This window comes from Streptomyces sp. NBC_00667 (genome assembly GCF_036226825.1).
Taxonomy (GTDB): Bacteria; Actinomycetota; Actinomycetes; order Streptomycetales; family Streptomycetaceae; genus Streptomyces.
Map to the genome: position 1 here is coordinate 2,562,256 of NZ_CP109022.1, position 21,365 is coordinate 2,583,620.

Below are 21,365 nucleotides of genomic sequence, written 5' to 3' on the forward strand. Positions count from 1 at the left end.
CGCGAAGTGTACGTTTCATCCACCAGACCGCTCTCATGTGTACGGAGCATCCATGCCGGACCAGCCGCCGACCACGGGTGTCGCACTCTCCGCCCTGCTCGCCGACCGGGAGCTGGGCCTGCGCGGGCTGTACGCGGCCGAGGACGTCGCGGGGCCCGCCACCGTGCACGCCGTGCACGCCTCGGAGATGGCCGACCCGTCGCCTTACCTGCTGGGCGGGGAGCTGCTGCTCACCGCCGGGGCGCACCTGGGGCCGGACGCCGACGGGTACGTGGCCCGGCTCGTCGCGGCGGGCGCGGCGGCGCTCGGCTTCGGGGTGGCGCCCGTGTACGAGGTGGTACCGCCGGAGCTGGTGGCGGCGTGCGCCCGGCACGGGCTGCCCCTGCTGGAGGTCCCGCCGGGGACCCCGTTCACCGCGGTCGCCCGCACCGTGTGGCGGCTGATGGCGGAGGCCCGGACGCGCGAGCTGCGCCGGGTCACCGAGGCGCAGCAGGCGCTGGCCGCGGCCGCCGCCCGGCCGGATCCGGTCCCGGCGGTGCTGCGCCGGCTGGCGGCGGCGCTGGGCGGCCGGGTCGTGCTGCTGCGGGGCGGCCCGGGCGGCGGCGCCGGCTCCGGGGAAGCGGGCCGCGAGGTGCCCCCCGGGGCGGAGGCCGCGCTGGAGGCGCTGCTCGGGCGGGTCGCCGCGCCGGGCGGCCCGGCGACGGCGACGGACTCCGCCGCGGGGTGGCAGCTGTCGGCGTACGCCCTGGGCGGCGGCGCGGCTCCCGCCGGCCCCGGCCCGGGCGCAGCCGCGCCCCCGCACCCCGCCCCCGTCCCCGGTGTCGCCGTCCTCGGGGTCGCCGTCCCGGAGCGCACCCCCGGGGACCACGCCATCACGGCCATCGCCGCCGTCCTGCTGGGCCTGCTCACCACGCACCGCCCCGCCGGGGCCGAGGCCGCCGCGCTGACCCGGCTGCTGCTGGACGGGGACCCGGCCGCCGCCCTGGCCCCCGGGCCCTGGCAGGTGGTCCATGCCCGGGGTGCGGGGGATCCGCAGGCCCTCGCGGGCGCGCTGGGCACCGTACTCCTGGACGCGCTCGGCCCGGAGCTGCGCCTCGTGACCGACCGGGACCCGGTCCCGCAGCCGGGGTGGCGCCTGGGCGTCAGCGCCCCCGCCCGACCCGGGGCCCTGCCGACGGCCGACACCCAGGCCCGCCGCGCCCTGGAACGCGCCGAAGCGGCCCGCACCGCGCTGGTCCGGCACTCCGACGCCGGCCTGCCCGGCCTCCTGGACCCGGCGCGGGCCCGCGCGCACGCCGAGGCCCTGCTCGCACCGCTCACCGCGGTCCAGGCGGCGACCCTGCGCGGCTGGCTGGCCCACCACGGCAGCTGGGACCGCAGCGCCGCCGTGCTCGGCGTCCACCGCAACACGGTCCGCCAGCGCATCGCCCGCTGCTCGGTCCTCCTCGGGCGCGACCTCGACGACCCGGACACGCGCATGGAACTGTGGTTCGCGCTACGTACCCTGGACAGCGGTGGCAACTCGCCGGTAACTTAATCTGAGCAAGCGCTTAGACGTAAGCCATCAATCGAGCAACCACGACGGCGCGCGACCACCTCCGCGACAGCGGCGGCGGGTAGCCGCAGAGGGAGGCCGGCCGTGCGCCGCACCGTTTTCAACGAGGACCACGAAGCGTTCCGCGAGACCATCCGCGCCTTCATCGAGGCCGAGGTCGTCCCCGTCTACGACGAGTGGTTCGCCGCCGGCCAGGCCCCCCGCGAGTTCTACTACAAGCTCGGTGAGCTGGGCCTCTTCGGCATCAACGTCCCCGAGGAGTTCGGCGGCGCGGGCCTGGACACCCACAAGTTCGAGGCCGTCCTCTACGAGGAGACCTCGCGCGCGGGCGTCAACTTCGGCGGCTCCGGCGTGCACGTGCTGCTCGCCCTCCCCTACCTCAAGATGCTGGCCGGCGACGAGCAGAAGAAGCGCTTCCTGCCGAAGTTCGTCACCGGCGAGGAGATGTGGGCCCTCGCGATGACCGAGCCGGGCACCGGCTCCGACGTCGCGGGCATGAAGACCACCGCGAAGCTCTCCGAGGACGGCACCCACTACGTCCTCAACGGCGCCAAGACCTTCATCACCGGTGGCGTCCACGCCGACCGCGTGATCGTCTGCGCCCGCACCTCCGCCCCGCGCGAAGACGACCGCCGCTTCGGCATCTCCCTCTTCGCCGTGGACACCAGGTCCGAGGGCTACTCCGTCGGCCGCAAGCTGGACAAGCTGGGCCTGCGCACCTCCGACACCGCCGAGCTCGCGTTCGTCGACGTCAAGGTGCCCGTCGAGGACCTGCTCGGCGAGGAGAACAAGGGCTTCTACTACCTCGGTGCGAACCTGCCCTCCGAGCGTTGGGGCATCGCCTTCGGCGCCTACGCGCAGGCCAAGGCCGCCATACGCTTCGCCCAGCAGTACGTGAGCGAGCGCACCGTCTTCGGCAAGCCGGTCGCGCACTTCCAGAACACCAAGTTCGAGCTGGCCGCCTGCCAGGCCGAGGTCGACGCGGCCGAGGCCGTCGCCGACCGCGCGCTGGAGGCCCTGGACGCCGGCGAGCTGACGGCCGCCGAGGCCGCCTCCGCGAAGCTGTTCTGCACCGAGGTCGCGCACCGCGTCATCGACAAGTGCCTCCAGCTGCACGGCGGGTACGGCTACATGAACGAGTACCCGATCGCCCGTCTGTACGCCGACAACCGCGTGAACCGCATCTACGGCGGCACCAGCGAGGTCATGAAGTCCATCATCGCGAAGTCGATGGGCCTCTGAGGAACAGTTGAGGACCGGGGGAACCCCAGTCCCAGCCCCATGAACGAGGCACTGACGACGCTCCTCGACCTGCTCGACCTGGAGCAGATCGAGGAGAACATCTTCCGCGGTACCAGCCGTACGTCGCTGGTACCGCGGGTCTTCGGCGGGCAGGTCGCGGCCCAGGCACTGGTGGCGGCCGGCCGGACCGTGCCCGCGGACCGCACCGCGCACTCGCTGCACTCCTACTTCCTGCGCGCCGGTGATCCCGGCGCGCCCATCGTGTACTCCGTCGACCGGATCCGCGACGGGCGCTCCTTCACCACGCGCCGGGTCGTCGCCGTCCAGCACGGGCAGCCGATCTTCCACCTCTCCGCGTCCTTCCAGACGTACGAGGAGGGGCTCGACCACCAGGCCGTGATGCCTCACGCGCCCGACCCGGAGACCCTGCCGACGGCCGCCGAGTCGCTCCCGCTCTACCGGGAGGTCTTCCGCGACCCGGGCACGGTGGAGCGGCTGATGGAGGCCCGTGGCGCGGTGGACCTGCGGTACGCGACGACTCCCCCGTGGGGCTCGGTCGGGCAGCCGCGGGAGCCGCACTCGCAGGTGTGGTTCCGTACGGCCGGCAAGCTCGACTCCGACGACCCGCTGCTGCACACCTGCCTGGCCACGTACGTGTCCGACATGACGCTCCTGGACTCGGTGCTGCTCGCGCACGGCCGGGGCGGCTGGGCCGTCGGTGACGTGGTCGGCGCCTCCCTGGACCACGCGATGTGGTTCCACCGGCCCTTCCGCGCCGACGAGTGGCTGCTGTACGACCAGGAGTCGCCCTCGGCGGCGGCCGGGCGGGGCCTGGGCCAGGCCCGCATCTGGACGCAGGACGGCCGGCTGGCCGTGACGGTCATCCAGGAGGGTGTCGTACGCGTCCCGCGCGGATAGTCGCGCCTACCGTCGCTGCATGGCCTCACAACCACCGGGACCACCGGAAGCGACCGGAGCGGCGGAGTCCGAGAGCGTCGGGACGGTCGTCGTCGCGGTCGTCACCAACCTCGGCATCGCCGCCGCCAAGGCGGTCGGCGGGATCATCAGCGGGTCGAGCGCGATGCTGTCGGAGGCCGCGCACTCGGTGGCCGACACCGTCACCGAGGTCATGCTGCTGGCGGCGCTCAAACGCAGCGCACGGCCGGCCGACGAGGCGCACCCGCTGGGCTACGGGCCGGAGCGCTACATCTGGGCGCTGCTCGCCTCGATCGCGACCTTCGTCGGCGGCGCGGTCTTCGCGGTGTACGACGGCATCCACACGCTGCTGCACGGCGAGGATCCGGGCGACCCGACGGTGTCGTACGTCATCCTCGCGGTCGCCTTCCTGCTGGAGGGCTACTCGCTGCTCGTGGCCTGGCGGCAGGTGCGCGGCGAGGCGGCGCGGCTGCGCGCCCCGCTGGTGCGGTACGTGAAGCACACCCCGGACACGGCGGTGAAGGCCGTCCTGCTGGAGAACGTGGCCGCGCTGATCGGCCTGGTCCTGGCGGCCGGCGGGCTGCTGGGGGCGCAGCTGACGGGTTCGGGGGCGTACGACGGCGTCGCATCGCTGCTGATCGGGCTGCTGCTGGTGTGGGTGGCGTGGGAGCTCGGCCGCTCGAACGCGCAGTACCTGATCGGGCGGAGCCTGCCGGCGGCGACCCGCGCGGAGGTACGGGAGGAACTGCTCTCGGTGCCGCACATCGAGGGGGTGCTGGAGCTGACCACGCTGGTGCAGGGGCCGGACGAGGTGCTGATCGCGGCGAAGATCGACTTCCATGACCTGGCGTCGGCCCGGCAGGTGGAGGCGGCGTGCGAGGACGCGGAGTCGCAGCTGCGCGAGCGCTGGCCGTCGATCCGCCGCGTGTACCTGGACCCGACGCCGACATCCGGAGGCGGTCCGTAGGCTGGGGCACCATGCGTGGACACGTGCAGCAGATCGTCGTGGACTGTCACGAGCCGAAGGAGCTGGTCCGCTTCTGGGCCCGGCTCCTCGGCGGGGAACCGGTCGACCGCGGGCGCGGCTGGTCGCACGTCGAGCTGTCCGGCTCCACGCGGCTCGCCTTCCAGCCGGTCCCCGAGACCAAGGCCGTGAAGAACCGCCTGCACCTCGACATAGCGGTCGAGGACGTCGAGGCCGCCGCCCGCGAGGCGGTGGGGCTGGGCGCACGCCGCCTGGGCGCAGCGGTGACCGACGACCAGGGTCGTTTCCAGGCGATGCTCGACCCGGAGGGCAACGAGTTCTGCTTCGTCAGCCCTTGAGCGGCCCGCGGGCGGCCGGCCGGGCCTTGAGCTTGGCCCAGATGCCGGTCAGCGCGGAGATGTCGGCGTCGTCCAGGAGGTCGTCGAAGACCTCGGCGAGGACCTCGCGACGGGTGGCGTCCGCCTCCTCGAAGGCGCGGTGGCCCGCCGGGGTGAGGGCGATCCGGACCGAGCGGGCGTCGGTCGGGGACGGTATCCGCTCGATCAGGCCGCGGGCCTGGAGGGAGTCCGCGACCCGGGACACCTGGCTGCGGCTGAGCAGGGTCACGGCGCCCAGCTCGGAGGCGGCGACCGGTTCCTTCTGCGCGCGCAGCCACAGCATCACCTCGAACCACGACAGCGGCAGGTCGTGGCGGCGCGCGAGCGCCTGGTCCACCCGGGCACTGAGCGTGGAGCCCGCCCAGACGAGGCCGTAGAAAGCGTGGTCGCGGGGGGTGAATTCGCCCGGGGTGAGGTTGTTCTGCGCCATGGGGACAAGCCTACCGGGAGAGAGGTTGCGTGCACACGCACACAACGATAATGTGTGTGCACACGCACTTACGGTTCTACGAGGAGCTCCCCATGACCAAGACCGTTCTCATCACCGGCACCTCCTCCGGCATCGGCCTGGCCGCCGCCGTCGGCGCCGCCCGGGCCGGCTGGCACGCCGTGGCGACGATGCGCGACACGGGCCGGGCGGACGCGCTGCTGGCGGCCGCCCGCGCGGCCGGTGTCGCCGACCGGGTCCAGGTCAAGCGGCTGGACGTGACCGACGCCGATTCGGCGGCCGCCTGCGTGGCGGAGGTCGTCGCCGAACACGGGCGCCTCGACGCGGTCGTGAACAACGCGGGCGCCGGCTTCGTCGGCACCATCGAGCAGCACGACATGGAGCAGGTCCGGTCGGTGATGGAGGTCAACTTCTTCGGGGTGGTCGAGCTCACCCGCATCGCGCTGCCCCACCTGCGCGCGTCGGGCGGCCGGGTCATCACGGTGACGAGCGTGGGCGGGGTGGTCGGCCAGCCCTTCAACGAGTCCTACTGCGCGGCCAAGTTCGCCGTCGAGGGTTTCATGGAGTCGCTCGCCCCGGTCGCCGCGAGCACGGGGGTCCAGGTGGCCGTCGTCGAACCGGGCGCCGTCGCGAGCGAGTTCGTGAACAACGTACGGCTCGACGTACCGGCCATGCTCGCGCAGGCGGGGCCGTACGCCCCGGCGCTCCAGGGTTACGTCGACCACGCCCTCAAGACCTTCGGCAGCGACACCGCCCAGACCCCGGAGCAGGCTGCGGCGCCGGTCGTCGCCGCCCTGACCGCCGAGAAGATGCCGTTCCGGATCCAGACCTCGGACTGGGCCCGCGACTTCGTCGCCGCCAAGCTCGCGGACCTCGACGGCTCGGCCGTCCAGACGGAGGTGAAGGGCTGGCTGGGCTAGGCCCCCGGCCCTGGGGCCGGGGCCCGCGTCCCGTCAGCGCAGGCCCGCCGCCGCCAGCAGGTACGCCACCATCGGGTCGTAGTAGCGCGGGTCGCGGACGTGGTCGTCCAGCGGTACCGCCACCTGGAGGGTGCCCTCCGCCTCGCCGAGGAACAGCGCGGGGTCGTTGCAGTCCGCGTAGCCCACCGCGTCCAGCCCCCGCTGCGCCGCGCAGCCCGCCCAGCCGTGGTCGGCCACGACCAGGTCCGGCAGGGGGCGCCCCGCGGCGTCCAGGCCGTCCAGGATCGCCGCCATCGGGGCCGGGGAGTGGGTGTGCCACAGCGTGGCCCCGCGCTCCAGTACGGCCACGTCGGCGAACTGCCACACCGAGCCCTCGTCGGCCGTCAGCCCCGGCGGGACCACCACGATCTCGCAGCCCGCGTCGCGCAGGGCGGCCGCCGTCGCGCGGTGGACGTCCAGGAGGCCGCCCGGGTGCCCGGTGGCCAGCAGGACCCGCTGGCGGTCCAGCGCCGCCTTGCGCAGCCGCGCCGCCATCCGGTCCAGGGCGGCGACGGTCAGTTCCGGGTCGATGGTGTCCTGCCCGTACCGGTGCTCCGCGTCGTCCACGACCCCGCACCGCTCGGCCATGACGGCCAGGACGTCCTGTTCGTCCGTCCAGCGGTCGCCGAGTTCCAGTCCGAGCCAGTAGTGCCGGTCGCCGTTGGCGAGCTTGCGGTAGTGGGAGAGGTTGTTCTCGCGCGCCGTCGCCACCTCGCCCGCGATCCGCGTACGGACCAGGTGGTCGATGAGTTCGGTACGGTTCGGTGTTCCCACGGGCTGGGCGGGCGTCTCTATCGGCTTCGGCATACGGTTCATTGTGCCGCCGCCCCGCCGGAGCCGTCTGTTCCATTCCGACCAGCGGACACGGGGTGTCACCCCGACAGCGCCCCGAACGCCCCGTTGGCCAGCCGCCGCAGCAGTGACTCGGTCGCCTCCCGGCCCAGGGCCGCCAGGTGCGGGGTGGAGTTCAGCAGGCCGAACACCGCGTGCACGGAGACGCGTACCTCCGACTCGCCCACCTCCGGGTGGAGCCGGCGGACGACCTCCACCCACAGCTCGACGTACTGCCGCTGGAGCTGGCGCACGAGCTTGCGGTCGGCGTCGCGCAGCCGGTCCAGCTCGCGGTCGTGGAGGGTGATCAGCGCGCGGTCGTCCAGCGCGAAGTCGATGTGGCCCTCCACGAGGGAGGCCAGCACCGCCTCCGGGTCCCCGGCCGCCTCCTCCACCCGGCGCCGGCCGCCGGTCAGGAGGCGTTCACTGATCCCGACGAGCAGCTCGGCGAGCATGGCGTCCTTGCCCGCGAAATGGCGGTACAGGCCGGGTCCGCTGATGCCCACCGCGGCCCCTATCTCGTCCACGCCGACGCCGTGGAAACCGCGCTCGGCGAAAAGGCGGGCGGCCTCACTGAGGATCTGCTCGCGACGGGTGGGGGCGGCCGCTCTGGTGCTCATGGGAATCCATTCTAGACAGGGCCGTTAGCGCTCGTTAACCTAGGCCCCACAGGCGTTAACGCTCATTAACAGCGTGACCGGTTTCCATGGACCGAGCAAGGGAGCTCGACCGATGCAGCAGGCACCAGTGCTGACGAGCGCCGCGGACCCGGCGTCCGAGGCCTGGCGGACCAACGAGGCCGCCCACCGCGAACTCGCCGAGGGCCTGCGCGCCCGGCTGGAAGCGGCCCGCCTCGGCGGCGGGGAGAGGGCCCGCGCCCGCCACACCGCCCGGGGCAAGCTGCTCCCGCGCGAGCGCGTGGACACCCTCCTCGATGCGGGGTCCCCGTTCCTGGAGCTGGCCCCGCTGGCCGCCGAGGGCATGTACGGGGGTGCGGCCCCCGCCGCCGGGGTCATCGCGGGCATCGGCCGGGTCAGCGGCCGCGAGTGCGTCATCGTGGCCAACGACGCCACCGTCAAGGGCGGCACGTACTACCCGATGACCGTCAAGAAGCACCTGCGCGCCCAGGAGGTGGCGCTGGAGAACCGTCTCCCCTGCCTCTACCTGGTCGACTCGGGCGGCGCCTTCCTCCCCATGCAGGACGAGGTCTTCCCCGACCGGGACCACTTCGGCCGCATCTTCTACAACCAGGCCCGCATGTCCGGCGCCGGCATCCCGCAGATCGCCGCCGTCCTCGGTTCCTGCACCGCGGGCGGTGCCTACGTACCGGCCATGAGCGACGAGGCCGTCATCGTCCGCGGCCAGGGCACGATCTTCCTGGGCGGGCCGCCGCTGGTGAAGGCCGCCACCGGCGAGGTCGTCACGGCGGAGGAGCTCGGCGGCGGCGAGGTGCACTCCCGCACCTCCGGCGTCACCGACCACCTCGCGGAGGACGACGCGCACGCGCTGCGGATCGTGCGCAACATCGTGGCGACCCTCCCCGAGCGCGGAGCCCTGCCCTGGTCCGTCGAGGCGCCGGAAGAGCCGAAGGTGGACCCGTACGGGCTGTACGGCGCGGTCCCCGTCGACTCCCGCACCCCCTACGACGCCCGCGAGGTCATCGCCCGGATCGTGGACGGCTCCCGCTTCCAGGAGTTCAAGGCGGAGTTCGGGCAGACGCTGGTCACCGGCTTCGCCCGGATCCACGGCCACCCCGTCGGGATCGTCGCCAACAACGGCATCCTCTTCTCCGAATCCGCCCAGAAGGGCGCCCACTTCATCGAGCTGTGCGACCAGCGCGGCATCCCGCTCCTGTTCCTCCAGAACATCTCGGGCTTCATGGTCGGCCGCGACTACGAGGCCGGCGGCATCGCCAAGCACGGCGCGAAGATGGTCACGGCGGTCGCCTGCACCCGGGTCCCGAAGCTGACCGTGGTCGTCGGCGGCTCGTACGGGGCCGGCAACTACTCGATGTGCGGCCGGGCCTACTCGCCGCGCTTCCTGTGGATGTGGCCCAACGCCAAGATCTCCGTGATGGGCGGCGAACAGGCCGCGTCCGTCCTCGCGACCGTCAAGCGCGACCAGATCGAGGGCGCGGGCCAGGAGTGGCCGGCCGAGGACGAGGAGGCCTTCAAGGCCCCGGTCCGCGCGCAGTACGAGGAGCAGGGCAACGCCTACTACGCCACGGCCCGGCTGTGGGACGACGGGGTCATCGACCCCCTGGAGACCCGGCAGGTGCTGGGGCTGGCCCTGACCGCGTGCGCGAACGCTCCGCTGGGCGATCGCGGCTTCGGCATCTTCCGTATGTGACGTGAGGACCTCACTGATGTTCAGCACTGTTCTGGTCGCCAACCGGGGTGAGATCGCGGTACGGGTCATCCGCACGCTGCGGCAGCTCGGGATCCGCTCCGTGGCCGTCTTCAGCGACGCGGACGCGGACGCGCGGCACGTCCGGGAGGCCGACACGGCCGTCCGGATCGGCCCGGCGGCGGCCGCCGAAAGCTACCTGTCGGTGGAGCGGCTGCTCGACGCGGCCCGCCGCACCGGCGCCGAGGCGGTCCACCCGGGGTACGGCTTCCTCGCGGAGAACGCGGGGTTCGCGGCGGCCTGCGAGGAGGCGGGCCTCGCGTTCATCGGGCCGCCCGCGAGCGCGATCTCGCTGATGGGCGACAAGATCCGGGCGAAGGAGACGGTGAAGGCGGCCGGCGTCCCGGTCGTCCCCGGCTCCTCCGGGAGCGGCCTGAGCGACGCCGAACTGGTCTCCGCCGCCGAGAAGATCGGCATGCCGGTGCTGCTCAAGCCCTCGGCGGGCGGCGGCGGCAAGGGCATGCGCCTGGTGCGGGACGCGGACCTGCTCGGCGAGGAGATCGCGGCGGCCCGCCGCGAGGCCCGGTCCTCCTTCGGCGACGACACGCTGCTCGTGGAGCGGTGGGTGGACCGGCCGCGGCACATCGAGATCCAGGTGCTGGCGGACGCGCACGGCAACGTGGTGCACCTGGGCGAGCGCGAGTGCTCGCTCCAGCGGCGCCACCAGAAAGTCATCGAGGAGGCCCCCTCGGTGCTGCTGACGCCGCAGCTGCGGGCGTCGATGGGGGCGGCGGCGGTGGAGGCGGCCCGCTCCTGCGGGTACGTCGGCGCGGGCACGGTGGAGTTCATCGTGCCGGGCGGGGACCCGTCCTCGTACTACTTCATGGAGATGAACACCCGGCTCCAGGTGGAGCACCCGGTGACGGAGCTGATCACCGGGCTGGACCTGGTGGAGCAGCAGTTGCGGGTGGCCGCCGGCGAGCCGCTCGGCTTCGGCCAGGCCGATGTCACCCTGACGGGCCACGCGATCGAGGCCCGCGTCTGCGCGGAGGACCCGGCGCGCGGGTTCCTGCCGTCGGGGGGCACGGTGCTGGCGCTGTCGGAGCCGTCCGGTGGTGCGGTGCGCACGGACTCCGGGCTGCTGGCCGGGGTGGACACGGGCTCCACGTACGACCCGATGCTGTCGAAGGTCATCGTCCACGGCCCCGACCGGGCGACGGCCCTGCGCATGCTGCGGGGCGCCCTCGCGGACACCGTGATCCTCGGCGTCCAGACCAACGCCGGCTTCCTGCGGAGGCTGCTGGCCCATCCGGACGTGGTGTCGGGCGACCTCGACACCGGCCTTGTCGAGCGGGATCTCGCGTCCCTCCTCCCGGATTCGGTGCCGTCCGAGGTGTACGCGGCGGCCGCGCTGCTGGACGTCCCCCGCCCCGCCCCTTCCCGAAACCCTGCCGGGGGCCCGGGTGACCCGGGTTGGGTGGACCCCTTCGGGGCGGCCGACGGCTGGCGCCTCGGCGGAACCCCGGCATGGACGGTCCGCCACTTCCGCCTCCCGGGTCAGGACCCGGTCGAGGTCCGTACCCGGCAGCGGGGCACGGAGCAGGAGATCCTGCTCGCCGGCCAGGACGCCGCGGCCGCCGACGGCGCCGCGCCGGACGCGGCCCCGGCTGCGTCCGGGGCGCGGAGTCCGGGGCAGGGCCCCGGGACGCCGGCCCGCGGCCGCGTCATCAGCCGCGATCACGACCGCCTCACCATCGAACTGGACGGCGTCACGCACCGGTTCAGCCACACCGCCTCTGCGGAAGGGGTCTGGCTCGGCCGGGACGGCGACTCCTGGCACGTCCAGGCGTACGACCCCGTCACGGCGAAGGGCGCGGCCGCCGCAGGGGCCGACGCCCTGGCCGCTCCCATGCCCGGCACCGTCACCGTCGTCAAGGTCGCCGTCGGCGACCACGTCACCGCCGGTCAGAGCCTGCTCGTCGTCGAGGCGATGAAGATGGAGCACGTCATCTCCGCCCCCCACTCCGGCACGGTCACCGAGCTGGACGTCTCCCCCGGCACGACGGTCGCCATGGACCAGGTCCTGGCCGTCGTCACCCCGGACGAGGAAGAGAAGGAGGAGACGTCGTGAACGGACTGCCCATGACCGTCCCGGTTCCCGAGCTGCCGGCCCGCGTCCGCATCCACGAGGTCGGCGCCCGTGACGGGCTGCAGAACGAGCAGACGGCCGTCCCGACCGCCGTCAAGGCCGAGTTCGTCCGCCGCCTGGCCGCTGCCGGGCTGACCACCATCGAGGCCACCAGCTTCGTCCACCCCAAGTGGGTGCCCCAGCTGGCCGACGCGGAGGAGCTGTTCCCCCTCCTCACCGACGTCGACGCGGCCCTGCCCGTCCTCGTCCCCAACGAGCGCGGTCTCGACCGGGCGCTGGCCCTGGGCGCCACCCGCATCGCCGTCTTCGGTTCGGCCACCGAGACCTTCGCCGCCCGCAACCTCAACCGCACCGTCGCCGAGTCCCTCGCCATGTTCGAGCCCGTCGTGGCCCGCGCCAAGGAACACCGGGCCCACGTACGCGGCTACCTGTCCATGTGCTTCGGCGACCCCTGGGAGGGAGCGGTCCCGCTCCCCCAGGTCGTCCGCACCGCCAAGGCGCTGCTCGACCTCGGCTGCGACGAGCTCAGCCTCGGCGACACCATCGGCGTCGCCACCCCGGGCCACGTCCGGGCGCTGCTGTCCGCGCTGAACGCGGAAGGCGTCGCCACCGAGCGGATCGGCGTGCACTTCCACGACACCTACGGCCAGGCCCTCTCCAACACCCTCGCGGCGCTCCAGCACGGCGTGACCACGGTCGACGCCTCCGCGGGCGGCCTCGGCGGCTGTCCGTACGCGAAGAGCGCCACCGGCAACCTCGCCACCGAGGACCTGGTGTGGATGCTCGACGGTCTCGGCATCGAGACCGGGGTCGATCTGGCCGCCCTCACCGCCACGAGCGTGTGGATGGCCGAGCAGTTGGGCCGGCCCAGCCCCTCCCGTACCGTCCGCGCCCTCTCCCACAAGGAGTAACGAAGACATGTCCCTCGACCACCGGCTCACCCCCGAGCACGAGGAACTCCGCCGCACCGTCGAGGAGTTCGCCCACGACGTCATCGCGCCCAAGATCGGCGACCTGTACGAGCGGCACGAGTTCCCGTACGAGATCGTCCGCGAGATGGGCCGGATGGGCCTGTTCGGCCTGCCCTTCCCCGAGGAGTACGGCGGCATGGGCGGTGACTACCTCGCCCTCGGCATCGCCCTGGAGGAGCTGGCCCGCGTCGACTCCTCGGTCGCCATCACCCTGGAGGCCGGGGTCTCCCTCGGCGCCATGCCGATCTACCTCTTCGGCACCGAGGAGCAGAAGCGGGAGTGGCTGCCGCGGATGTGCTCCGGTGAGATCCTCGGCGCCTTCGGCCTGACGGAGCCGGGCGCGGGCTCGGACGCGGGCGGCAGCCGCACCACCGCCGTGAGGGACGGCGACGAGTGGGTGATCAACGGCTCGAAGTGCTTCATCACCAACTCCGGTACGGACATCACCGGTCTGGTCACGGTCACCGCCGTCACCGGGCGCAAGGCGGACGGCCGCCCGGAGATCTCCTCGATCATCGTCCCGTCCGGCACCCCGGGCTTCACGGTCGCGGCGCCGTACTCGAAGGTCGGCTGGAACTCCTCGGACACCCGTGAGCTTGCCTTCGACAACGTACGGGTGCCGCTCGCCAACCTGGTGGGCGAGGAGGGCCGCGGCTACGCCCAGTTCCTGCGCATCCTGGACGAGGGGCGCGTGGCCATCTCGGCGCTCGCCACCGGCCTCGCGCAGGGCTGTGTGGACGAGTCGGTGAAGTACGCGAAGGAGCGGCAGGCCTTCGGCCGGCCGATCGGGGACAACCAGGCCATCCAGTTCAAGCTGGCCGACATGGAGATGCGTGCCCACATGGCCCGCGTCGGCTGGCGGGACGCGGCCTCGCGGCTGGTGGCGGGCGAGCCGTTCAAGAAGGAGGCGGCGATCGCGAAGCTGTACTCCTCCACCGTCGCCGTCGACAACGCCCGGGAGGCCACCCAGATCCACGGCGGCTACGGGTTCATGAACGAGTATCCGGTCGCACGGATGTGGCGTGACTCCAAGATCCTGGAGATCGGCGAGGGCACGAGCGAGGTGCAGCGCATGCTCATCGCGCGCGAACTGGGCTTCGGGGGCTGAGAGTCGGTCCGTCCGCGTAGGCGTGCAGGTGAGGGGCCCCGACGGAAGTTAGGGCCCCCTTACCTTTCCAAGCGAGGTTAGGCTAACCTTCCTTCGAACGGCCCCAGCGGTCGCCCGGCACGCTCCACGCACGAAAGCGGACATCGACATGCCCAAGTCCCGGACCTCCCCCTTCACCCGCCGCGGCCTCATCGCCGCAGGCGGCGCCCTCGGCCTCGTCGCGGCGCTCTCCGCCTGCGGCGGCGCCGACAAGGCCAAGGACGGGGCGGGCGAATCGGACAAGGGCGCCGCGGCCTCCGGGGCCTGGAGCTTCAAGGACGACCTGGGCAAGGACGTCACCGCCAAGTCGACGCCGAAGAACATCGTCGCCTTCACCGGCACCGCGGCCGCGCTGTCCGACTACGGCGTCAAGGTGAAGGGCGTGTTCGGCCCCACCAAGACCGCCGACGGCAAGCCCGACGTCCAGGCCGGCACGATGGACATCTCCAAGGTCGAGATCCTGGGCAACGTCTACGACGAGTTCAACGTCGAGAAGTACGCGGCCCTGCGGCCCGACCTGCTCGTCACCAACACCTGGGACGGCACGTACTGGTACGTCCCCGAGGCCTCCAAGGAAAAGATCCTCAAGCTGGCCCCGGCGGCCGCGATCTCGGTGGGCGGGGACGCCACCCTCGACAAGTCGCTGGAGCGCACGGCCGACCTCGCCAAGTCGCTGGGCGCCGACCTGAACTCCAAGGCCGCCGTCGACGCGAAGGCCCGCTTCGAAGCGGCCTCCGCCAAGGTCCGCGAGGCCACGAAGGCCAACCCGGGCATCAAGGTGCTCGTCGGTTCCGGCGCCGCCGACCTGTTCTACGTCTCCACCCCGAAGACCTCCGCCGACCTGAAGTACTTCGAGTCCCTCGGCGTCGAGTTCGTCGTCCCCGAGAAGCTGGACCAGGGTGGCTTCTTCGAGAGCCTGAGCTGGGAGAACGCCGGCAAGTACAAGGCCGACGTCGTCCTGCTCGACAACCGCACCGGCACCCTCCAGCCCGAGGAGCTCAAGGCCAAGCCGACCTGGGCCGAGCTGCCCGCCGTCAAGGCCGGCCAGGTCACCCCGCGCGTGACCGAGCCGATCTACTCGTACGACAAGTGCGCCAAGATCCTTGAAGACCTCGCGAAGGCGATCCAGAGCGCCAAGAAGGTCAGCTGACCACGCTCGGTTCCGGCGCCGTCGACCAACTCCCTGGGGGACCCACCGCATGACCGCCACCACCTCCGCCGCCGAAGGAACGGACAGCGGCCCGGACACCGCCGGGGCCGTCGCGGACTTCCGCTTCTTCGCGCTCGAAGTGCTCCGCACGCGCCGCCTCGGCCACTCGTTCCTGCGGGTCACCTTCGGCGGTGAGTCGCTCGCCGGCTTCCGCTCGGGCGGCTACGACCAGAGCCTCTCGCTCTTCCTGCCGCCCCCGCACCGGGAGCACACCGTGCTCCCGTCCACCGACGAGGACACCTGGTTCGGCGCCTGGCGCGCCATGCCGGAGGGCGAGCGCCCGGTGATGCGTTCGTACACCGTGCGCGAGCAGCGGCGTACCCCACAGGGCGTGGACGAGATCGACATCGACTTCGTCCTCCACGGGGACACGAGCCCCGCCTCCGCGTGGGCCGGGCGGGCGGTCACCGGCCGCCGGATCCTCGCGATCGGGCCGGCCGTCGCCCGGAACAAGTCCGTGCGGTTCCAGCCCCCGGCGGACAGCGACCTCATCCTGATGTACGCGGACGAGACCGCCCTGCCCGCGGCGGCCGCGATCTTGGACCGGCTCCCCCCGGGCAGCCGCGTCAAGGCCTGGTTCGAGGTCCCGCACGAGGACGACCGCCTCACCCTGCCCACCCTCGCGGACGCGGACATCACCTGGGTGGTGCGGGGCGCGGGCGCCGGCCGGGCGCGGACCGAGCACCTGCTGGAGGTCGTCCGGGCGGACGGAGCGCCCGCCTGCGAGGCCCCGTACGGCTGGATCGCCGGGGAGTCCGCGACGATCCGCGCCGTACGCCGCCTCCTGGTACAGGAGCGCGGGGTCGACCGGCGGCGGGTGCGTTTCACCGGCTACTGGCGGCTCGGCGTGAGCGAGGAGGAGCTCCTCGCGGAGGCTTATTCGGGCCGGGCTCCCAGCGAGGACCCCGCCGCGGATCTGTAAGCCCCAACTCCCCTTGCACCGACCCCCGTTCAGAGGGCCCCGGCCGTTTCGGCCGGGGCCCTCTCTGTTGGGCAAAATGGTTAGGTTAGGCTAACCTAAGCAAGCATTTCGGAGCACCACCGTCCACCCCCACTGCCCCCTGTCCGGAGGAAAGTTGATGCGTTCGCATCTGCTCAATGAGACGACCGCGGACCTCTACCGGCGTTCCGTGACCGAAGGCGTCGACCGTGTCGCCGCCAAACTGGCCACCACGGAACGGCCCCACACCGGTATTTCCGTCGACGCACTCGCCCCGGTCATCAACGGGATCGACCTCGACAAGCCCCTCGAAGACCCCGCCGCCGCCCTCGACGAGCTCGAAGAGGTCTACCTGCGGGACGCGGTGTACTTCCACCACCCCCGCTACCTCGGGCACCTCAACTGCCCCGTCGTCATCCCCGCCGTGCTCGGCGAGGCGATCCTCTCCGCCGTCAACTCCTCGATGGACACCTGGGACCAGTCGATCGGCGGCACCCTCATCGAGCGCCGCCTGATCGACTGGACCGCCGGCCGCATCGGCCTGGGCCCGCGCGCCGACGGCGTGTTCACCTCCGGCGGCAGCCAGTCCAACTTCCACGCCCTGCTACTGGCCCGGGACGAGGCCTGCCGCATCGCCCTCCAGCGGGCCCGTGCCGAGGGCCGGGAACTCACCAAGGCCGAACTCCTGCCGCGACTGCGCATCCTGGCCTCCGAGGCGAGCCACTTCAGCGTCCGCAAGTCCGCCGCCATGCTGGGCATGGGCTACGAGGCCGTGATCTCCGTCCCCGTCGACCTGGGCCGCCGTATGGACACCTCCGCGCTGGCCCTGGAACTGGAGAGCTGCGCCCGCGAGGGCCTCGTGCCGATGGCCGTCGTCGCCACCGCCGGCACCACCGACTTCGGGTCCATCGACCCGCTCCCCGAGATCGCCCGCCTCGCCGCCGAGCACTCCACGTGGATGCACGTGGACGCCGCGTACGGCTGCGGACTGCTGGTCTCCCCCACCCGCCGGCACCTCCTCGACGGCATCGAGCACGCCGACTCGGTCACCGTCGACTACCACAAGTCCTTCTTCCAGCCCGTCAGTTCCAGCGCCGTCCTGGTCCGCGAACGCGACACCCTCCGGCACGCCACGTACCACGCGGACTACCTCAACCCGCGGCGCATGGCCGAGGAGCGGATCCCGAACCAGGTCGACAAGTCCCTCCAGACGACGCGCCGCTTCGACGCCCTCAAGCTCTGGATGACCCTGCGCGTGATGGGCGCCGACGGCATCGGCTCGCTCTTCGACGAGGTCATCGACCTGGCGGCGGCAGGCTGGGAACTCCTCGACGCCGACCCCCGCTTCGAGGTCGTCGTACGCCCCACGATCTCCACCCTCGTCTTCCGCTACGTCCCCGCGGGCGACCTGCGGCCGGACCTGGTCGACGAGGCCAACCTCCACGCCCGCAAGGCCCTGTTCGCCTCCGGCGAGGCCGTCGTCGCCGGCACCAAGGTCGACGGCAGGCAGTACCTCAAGTTCACCCTCCTCAACCCGCAGACCACGGCGTCCGACATCTCGGCCGTCCTCGACCTCCTCGCCGTACACGCCGAGCAGTACCTGGGAGCATCCCTTGCCGTCCACTCGTGAACCCCGTGACTTCATCGGTATCGGCCTCGGTCCCTTCAACCTGGGACTCGCCTGCCTGACCGCACCGATCGACGGGCTCGACGGGCTCTTCATCGAGTCGAAGCCGCACTTCGAGTGGCACGCCGGGATGTTCCTGGACGGCGCGCACCTGCAGACGCCGTTCATGTCGGACCTCGTCACCCTCGCCGACCCGACCTCGCCCTTCTCCTTTCTGAACTACCTCAAGGACAAGGACCGGCTGTACTCCTTCTACATCCGGGAGAACTTCTACCCGCTGCGCGCCGAGTACAACGACTACTGCCGCTGGGCCGCGGACCGCCTCGACAACGTCCTGTACTCGACCTCCGTCACCGAGGTCACCTACGACGAACGGGCCGGGCTGTACGAGGTCCACACCGACCGCGGGGAGACCCACCTCGCCCGCCGCCTGGTCCTGGGCACCGGCACCCCGCCGTTCGTGCCGTCCGCCTGCGAGGGCCTGGGCGGCGACTTCACCCACAACAGCGCCTACATGGACCGCAAGGCGCAGCTCCAGCAGAAGAAGTCGATCACCCTGGTCGGCTCCGGGCAGAGCGCCGCCGAGATCTACTACGACCTCCTCAGCGAGATCGACGTACACGGCTACCGGCTCAACTGGGTCACCCGCTCCCCCCGCTTCTTCCCGCTGGAGTACACGAAGCTGACGCTGGAGATGACGTCCCCCGAGTACGTGGACTACTTCCACGCGCTGCCCGAGGAGACCCGCTACCGGCTGGAGTCGCAGCAGAAGAACCTGTTCAAGGGCATCGACGGCGAGCTGATCAACGCCATCTTCGACCTGCTCTACCAGAAGAAGATCAGCAGCCCCGGCCCGGTACCGACCACCCTGCTGACCAACACCTCGCTGAACTCGGCCGCGTACGACACCACGACGGGCACGTACACCCTCGGCCTGCGCCAGGAGGAGCAGGAACGTGACTTCTCCCTCGCCACCGAGGGCCTGGTCCTCGCCACCGGCTACCGCTACACCCTGCCGGAGTTCCTGGCACCCGTACGCGACCGGCTGCGCTTCGACGGCCACGGCCGGCCCGACGCGGCCCGCAACTACAGCATCGACGTGACGGGCCGCGGGATCTTCCTGCAGAACGGCACCGTCCACAACCACTCCGTCACCTCCCCCGACTTGGGCATGGCCGCGTACCGCAACGCGTACATCATCGGAGAGCTCCTCGGCCGCGAGCACTACAAGGTCGAGAAGTCCATCGCGTTCCAGCAGTTCACGGCCCCGGAAGGCACCCTCGTATGAGCACCACCGAACTCCTGTTCACCCGGACCGATCCGGCCCTCGGCGACTTCGCCCTGCGCCCCCTGGACCCCTTCTCCGACGCGGAGCTGCTGCACGGCTGGGTCACGCACCCCAAAGCGGCCTTCTGGATGATGGGCGACGCCTCCTTGCCGGACGTGGAGCGCGAGTACATGCGGATCGCCGCCGCCGAGCACCACGAGGCCTTCATCGGCCTCCACGACGGCCGCCCCGCGTTCCTGATGGAGAAGTACGACCCGAGCCGGCTGGAGCTGGTCGGCCTGTACGACGCCCGGCCGGGCGACGTCGGCATGCACTTCCTGGTGGCCCCCAGCGACACTCCCGTCCACGGCTTCACCCGCGCGGTCATCACCACCGTCATGGCGGCCCTCTTCGCGGACCCCGCCACCCGGCGCGTGGTGGTCGAGCCGGACGTCCGCAACACCGCCGTGCACGCCCTCAACGCGGCCGTCGGCTTCACGGCGCAGGGCCCCGTGCGCAAGCCGGAGAAGGAAGCGCTGCTGAGCTTCTGCACCCGCGAGCAGTTCGAAGCGGCCACCCGGGAGGGATCCATATGAGCCTCGCCGACGCCGTCTCCCACCTCTCCCCCGAGCTGTGGGCGCGGGCCAACCGCGCCCTGGTGCGCAAGGCCCTCGCGGAGTTCTCGCACGAGCGCCTGCTGACCCCCGAGCCGATCGGCGACGAGCGGTACGCGGTCTCCAGCGACGACGGCACCGTGGAGTACCGGTTCCGCGCCGCCCTGTACGCGCTGGACCACTGGGCGGTGGACGAGTCCTCGATCACCCGCCACCGGGACGGGGCCGAGCTCCCCCTCGACGCCCTGGACTTCCACATCGAGCTGCGCGAGACGCTCGGCCTGAGCGCGGAGGTCCTGCCGGTGTACCTGGAGGAGATCTCCTCCACCCTGGCGGGTTCCGGGTTCAAGTACACGAAGCCGCAGGTCTCCTCCTCCGTCCTGGCCAAGTCCTCCTTCCAGGACATCGAGACCGGCATGACCGAGGGCCATCCCTGCTTCGTGGCGAACAACGGCCGCCTCGGTTTCGGCGTGCACGAGTACCTCGCGTACGCCCCGGAGGCGGCGAGCCCGGTCCACCTGGTGTGGGTGGCGACCCACAAGGACGTCTCCACCTTCACGGCGGGCGCGGGCCTGGACCACGACTCGTTCATGCGCGAGGAGCTGGGCGAGGAGACCGTCGCGGCCTTCGCCGCCCGCCTCGTCTCGCTGGGCCTCGACCCGGCGGACTACCACCTCTTCCCCGTCCACCCCTGGCAGTGGTGGAACAAGACGACGGTCACCTTCGCGGCGGAGATCGCGAACCGCCGTCTCGTCCTGCTGGGCGAGGGCTCGGACGACTACCTGGCGCAGCAGTCCATCCGTACGTTCTTCAACGCCAGCGCCCCCGGGAAGCACTACGTGAAGACCGCCATCTCGGTGCTCAACATGGGCTTCATGCGGGGCCTGTCGGCGGCGTACATGGAAGCCACCCCGGCGATCAACGACTGGCTCCACCAGCTGATCGTGTCCGACGCCGTCCTGCGGTCGGTGGACTTCTCGATCATCCGCGAGCGGGCGGCGATCGGCTACCACCACCGCCAGTACGAGCGCGCGACGGACCGGTACTCGCCGTACCGCAAGATGCTGGCGGCCCTGTGGCGCGAATCGCCGGTCGCCTCGCTGCGGGAGGGCGAGCGCCTCGCCACGATGGCGTCCCTCCTCCACGTCGACTCCGAGGGCAAGTCCTTCGTGGGCGCCCTGATCGAGGAGTCGAAGCTGCCGGCCGAGGAGTGGCTGGCCTCGTACCTGCGCGCCTACCTGGTCCCGCTCCTGCACTGCTTCTACGCCTACGACCTGGCGTACATGCCGCACGGCGAGAACACGATCCTCGTCATCGAGGGCGGTGCGGTGAGGCGGGCGATCTTCAAGGACATCGCCGAGGAGATCGTGGTCATGGACCCGGACGCGGTCCTGCCGCCGGCGGTCGAGCGGATCCGGGCGGACGTCCCGGAGGACATGAAGCTCCTGTCGGTCTTCACGGACGTCTTCGACTGCTTCTTCCGCTTCCTGGCCCCGATCCTGGCGGCGGAGGGCATCTGCGAGGAGGAGACCTTCTGGCGGGCGGTGGCCGACTGCGCCCACGCCTACCAGGAGTCGATGCCGGAGCTGGCGGACCGCTTCGCCCGCTACGACCTGTTCGCGCCGGAGTTCCAGCTGTCCTGCCTCAACCGGCTCCAGCTGCGCGACAACCAGCAGATGGTCGACCTCACCGACCCGTCTGCGGCCCTCCAGCTGATCGGCACCCTCAAGAACCCCGTCGCCCCCTTCGCGCGACGGTGAA

19 protein-coding genes are annotated in these 21,365 nt (G+C 71.9%); 16 read left to right on the forward strand and 3 right to left on the reverse strand.

Annotated elements, in window-relative coordinates:
• The first annotated feature begins 52 nt into the window (after positions 1–52).
• The 5 genes from OHA81_RS12005 to OHA81_RS12025 all read left to right on the forward strand — a co-directional run bounded on the left by OHA81_RS12005 (position 53) and on the right by OHA81_RS12025 (position 5,056).
• Positions 53–1,537, forward strand: a complete 1,485-nt coding sequence (locus tag OHA81_RS12005; RefSeq protein WP_329195379.1) for a helix-turn-helix domain-containing protein — start codon at positions 53–55, stop codon at positions 1,535–1,537.
• A gap of 102 nt (positions 1,538–1,639) precedes the next feature.
• On the forward strand, positions 1,640–2,797 hold the full coding sequence (locus OHA81_RS12010) for an acyl-CoA dehydrogenase family protein (RefSeq protein WP_329195380.1): 1,158 nt from the start codon (positions 1,640–1,642) through the stop codon (positions 2,795–2,797).
• Positions 2,798–2,836: 39 nt separating this feature from the next.
• On the forward strand, positions 2,837–3,715 hold the full coding sequence (gene tesB / locus OHA81_RS12015) for an acyl-CoA thioesterase II (protein ID WP_329195382.1): 879 nt from the start codon (positions 2,837–2,839) through the stop codon (positions 3,713–3,715).
• Positions 3,716–3,734: 19 nt separating this feature from the next.
• Positions 3,735–4,700, forward strand: a complete 966-nt coding sequence (locus OHA81_RS12020) for a cation diffusion facilitator family transporter (protein WP_329195384.1) — start codon at positions 3,735–3,737, stop codon at positions 4,698–4,700.
• A gap of 11 nt (positions 4,701–4,711) precedes the next feature.
• Positions 4,712–5,056, forward strand: a complete 345-nt coding sequence (locus OHA81_RS12025; RefSeq protein WP_329195386.1) for a VOC family protein — start codon at positions 4,712–4,714, stop codon at positions 5,054–5,056.
• Here the strand turns inward: OHA81_RS12025 and OHA81_RS12030 are convergent.
• A complete protein-coding gene (locus OHA81_RS12030) occupies positions 5,046–5,525 on the reverse strand; it encodes a MarR family winged helix-turn-helix transcriptional regulator (RefSeq protein WP_329195388.1) in 480 nt (159 codons plus the stop codon). The genes OHA81_RS12025 and OHA81_RS12030 overlap by 11 nt on opposite strands.
• Positions 5,526–5,617: 92 nt before the next feature.
• Between OHA81_RS12030 and OHA81_RS12035 the strand changes: the two genes are divergently transcribed.
• Entirely contained in the window at positions 5,618–6,463 is an 846-nt protein-coding gene (locus tag OHA81_RS12035; protein ID WP_329195390.1) for an SDR family NAD(P)-dependent oxidoreductase, read from the forward strand.
• A gap of 33 nt (positions 6,464–6,496) precedes the next feature.
• On the opposite strand, the gene OHA81_RS12040 is transcribed toward OHA81_RS12035, so the two are convergent.
• Together OHA81_RS12040 and OHA81_RS12045 are read right to left on the reverse strand one after the other, a co-directional pair.
• Positions 6,497–7,318: a phosphatase gene (locus OHA81_RS12040; protein WP_443056512.1), complete on the reverse strand. Its 822-nt coding sequence runs from the start codon at positions 7,316–7,318 to the stop codon at positions 6,497–6,499.
• A 56-nt stretch (positions 7,319–7,374) separates the two neighbouring features.
• Positions 7,375–7,953, reverse strand: coding sequence for an SACE_7040 family transcriptional regulator (locus tag OHA81_RS12045; protein WP_329195394.1), 579 nt, complete (start codon positions 7,951–7,953; stop codon positions 7,375–7,377).
• Between the two features lie 112 nt (positions 7,954–8,065).
• Between OHA81_RS12045 and OHA81_RS12050 the strand changes: the two genes are divergently transcribed.
• From OHA81_RS12050 to OHA81_RS12095, 10 genes are all read left to right on the forward strand, one after another.
• Positions 8,066–9,682, forward strand: a complete 1,617-nt coding sequence (locus OHA81_RS12050; protein ID WP_329195395.1) for a carboxyl transferase domain-containing protein — start codon at positions 8,066–8,068, stop codon at positions 9,680–9,682.
• Positions 9,683–9,698: 16 nt separating this feature from the next.
• Entirely contained in the window at positions 9,699–11,810 is a 2,112-nt protein-coding gene (locus tag OHA81_RS12055) for an acetyl/propionyl/methylcrotonyl-CoA carboxylase subunit alpha (protein ID WP_329195397.1), read from the forward strand.
• Positions 11,811–11,821: 11 nt separating this feature from the next.
• Positions 11,822–12,739, forward strand: a complete 918-nt coding sequence (locus OHA81_RS12060; RefSeq protein WP_329202199.1) for a hydroxymethylglutaryl-CoA lyase — start codon at positions 11,822–11,824, stop codon at positions 12,737–12,739.
• Positions 12,740–12,746: 7 nt separating this feature from the next.
• Positions 12,747–13,907 (forward strand): acyl-CoA dehydrogenase family protein, encoded by a 1,161-nt coding sequence (locus OHA81_RS12065; RefSeq protein WP_329195399.1) that lies wholly within the window; start codon positions 12,747–12,749, stop codon positions 13,905–13,907.
• A 148-nt stretch (positions 13,908–14,055) separates the two neighbouring features.
• Complete coding sequence (locus OHA81_RS12070) at positions 14,056–15,096, forward strand: ABC transporter substrate-binding protein (RefSeq protein ID WP_329195401.1); 1,041 nt, start codon at positions 14,056–14,058, stop codon at positions 15,094–15,096.
• A 49-nt stretch (positions 15,097–15,145) separates the two neighbouring features.
• Positions 15,146–16,078, forward strand: coding sequence for a siderophore-interacting protein (locus OHA81_RS12075; RefSeq protein ID WP_329195402.1), 933 nt, complete (start codon positions 15,146–15,148; stop codon positions 16,076–16,078).
• A gap of 157 nt (positions 16,079–16,235) precedes the next feature.
• Positions 16,236–17,726 (forward strand): pyridoxal phosphate-dependent decarboxylase family protein, encoded by a 1,491-nt coding sequence (locus OHA81_RS12080; protein ID WP_329195404.1) that lies wholly within the window; start codon positions 16,236–16,238, stop codon positions 17,724–17,726.
• Complete coding sequence (locus OHA81_RS12085) at positions 17,710–19,011, forward strand: lysine N(6)-hydroxylase/L-ornithine N(5)-oxygenase family protein (RefSeq protein ID WP_329195406.1); 1,302 nt, start codon at positions 17,710–17,712, stop codon at positions 19,009–19,011. Before OHA81_RS12080 ends, OHA81_RS12085 begins: the two co-directional genes overlap by 17 nt.
• Positions 19,008–19,586: a GNAT family N-acetyltransferase gene (locus tag OHA81_RS12090; protein WP_329195408.1), complete on the forward strand. Its 579-nt coding sequence runs from the start codon at positions 19,008–19,010 to the stop codon at positions 19,584–19,586. Before OHA81_RS12085 ends, OHA81_RS12090 begins: the two co-directional genes overlap by 4 nt.
• On the forward strand, positions 19,583–21,364 hold the full coding sequence (locus OHA81_RS12095; protein ID WP_329195410.1) for an IucA/IucC family protein: 1,782 nt from the start codon (positions 19,583–19,585) through the stop codon (positions 21,362–21,364). The genes OHA81_RS12090 and OHA81_RS12095 overlap by 4 nt, the downstream gene beginning before the upstream one ends.
• The last annotated feature ends 1 nt before the right edge of the window (position 21,365 follow it).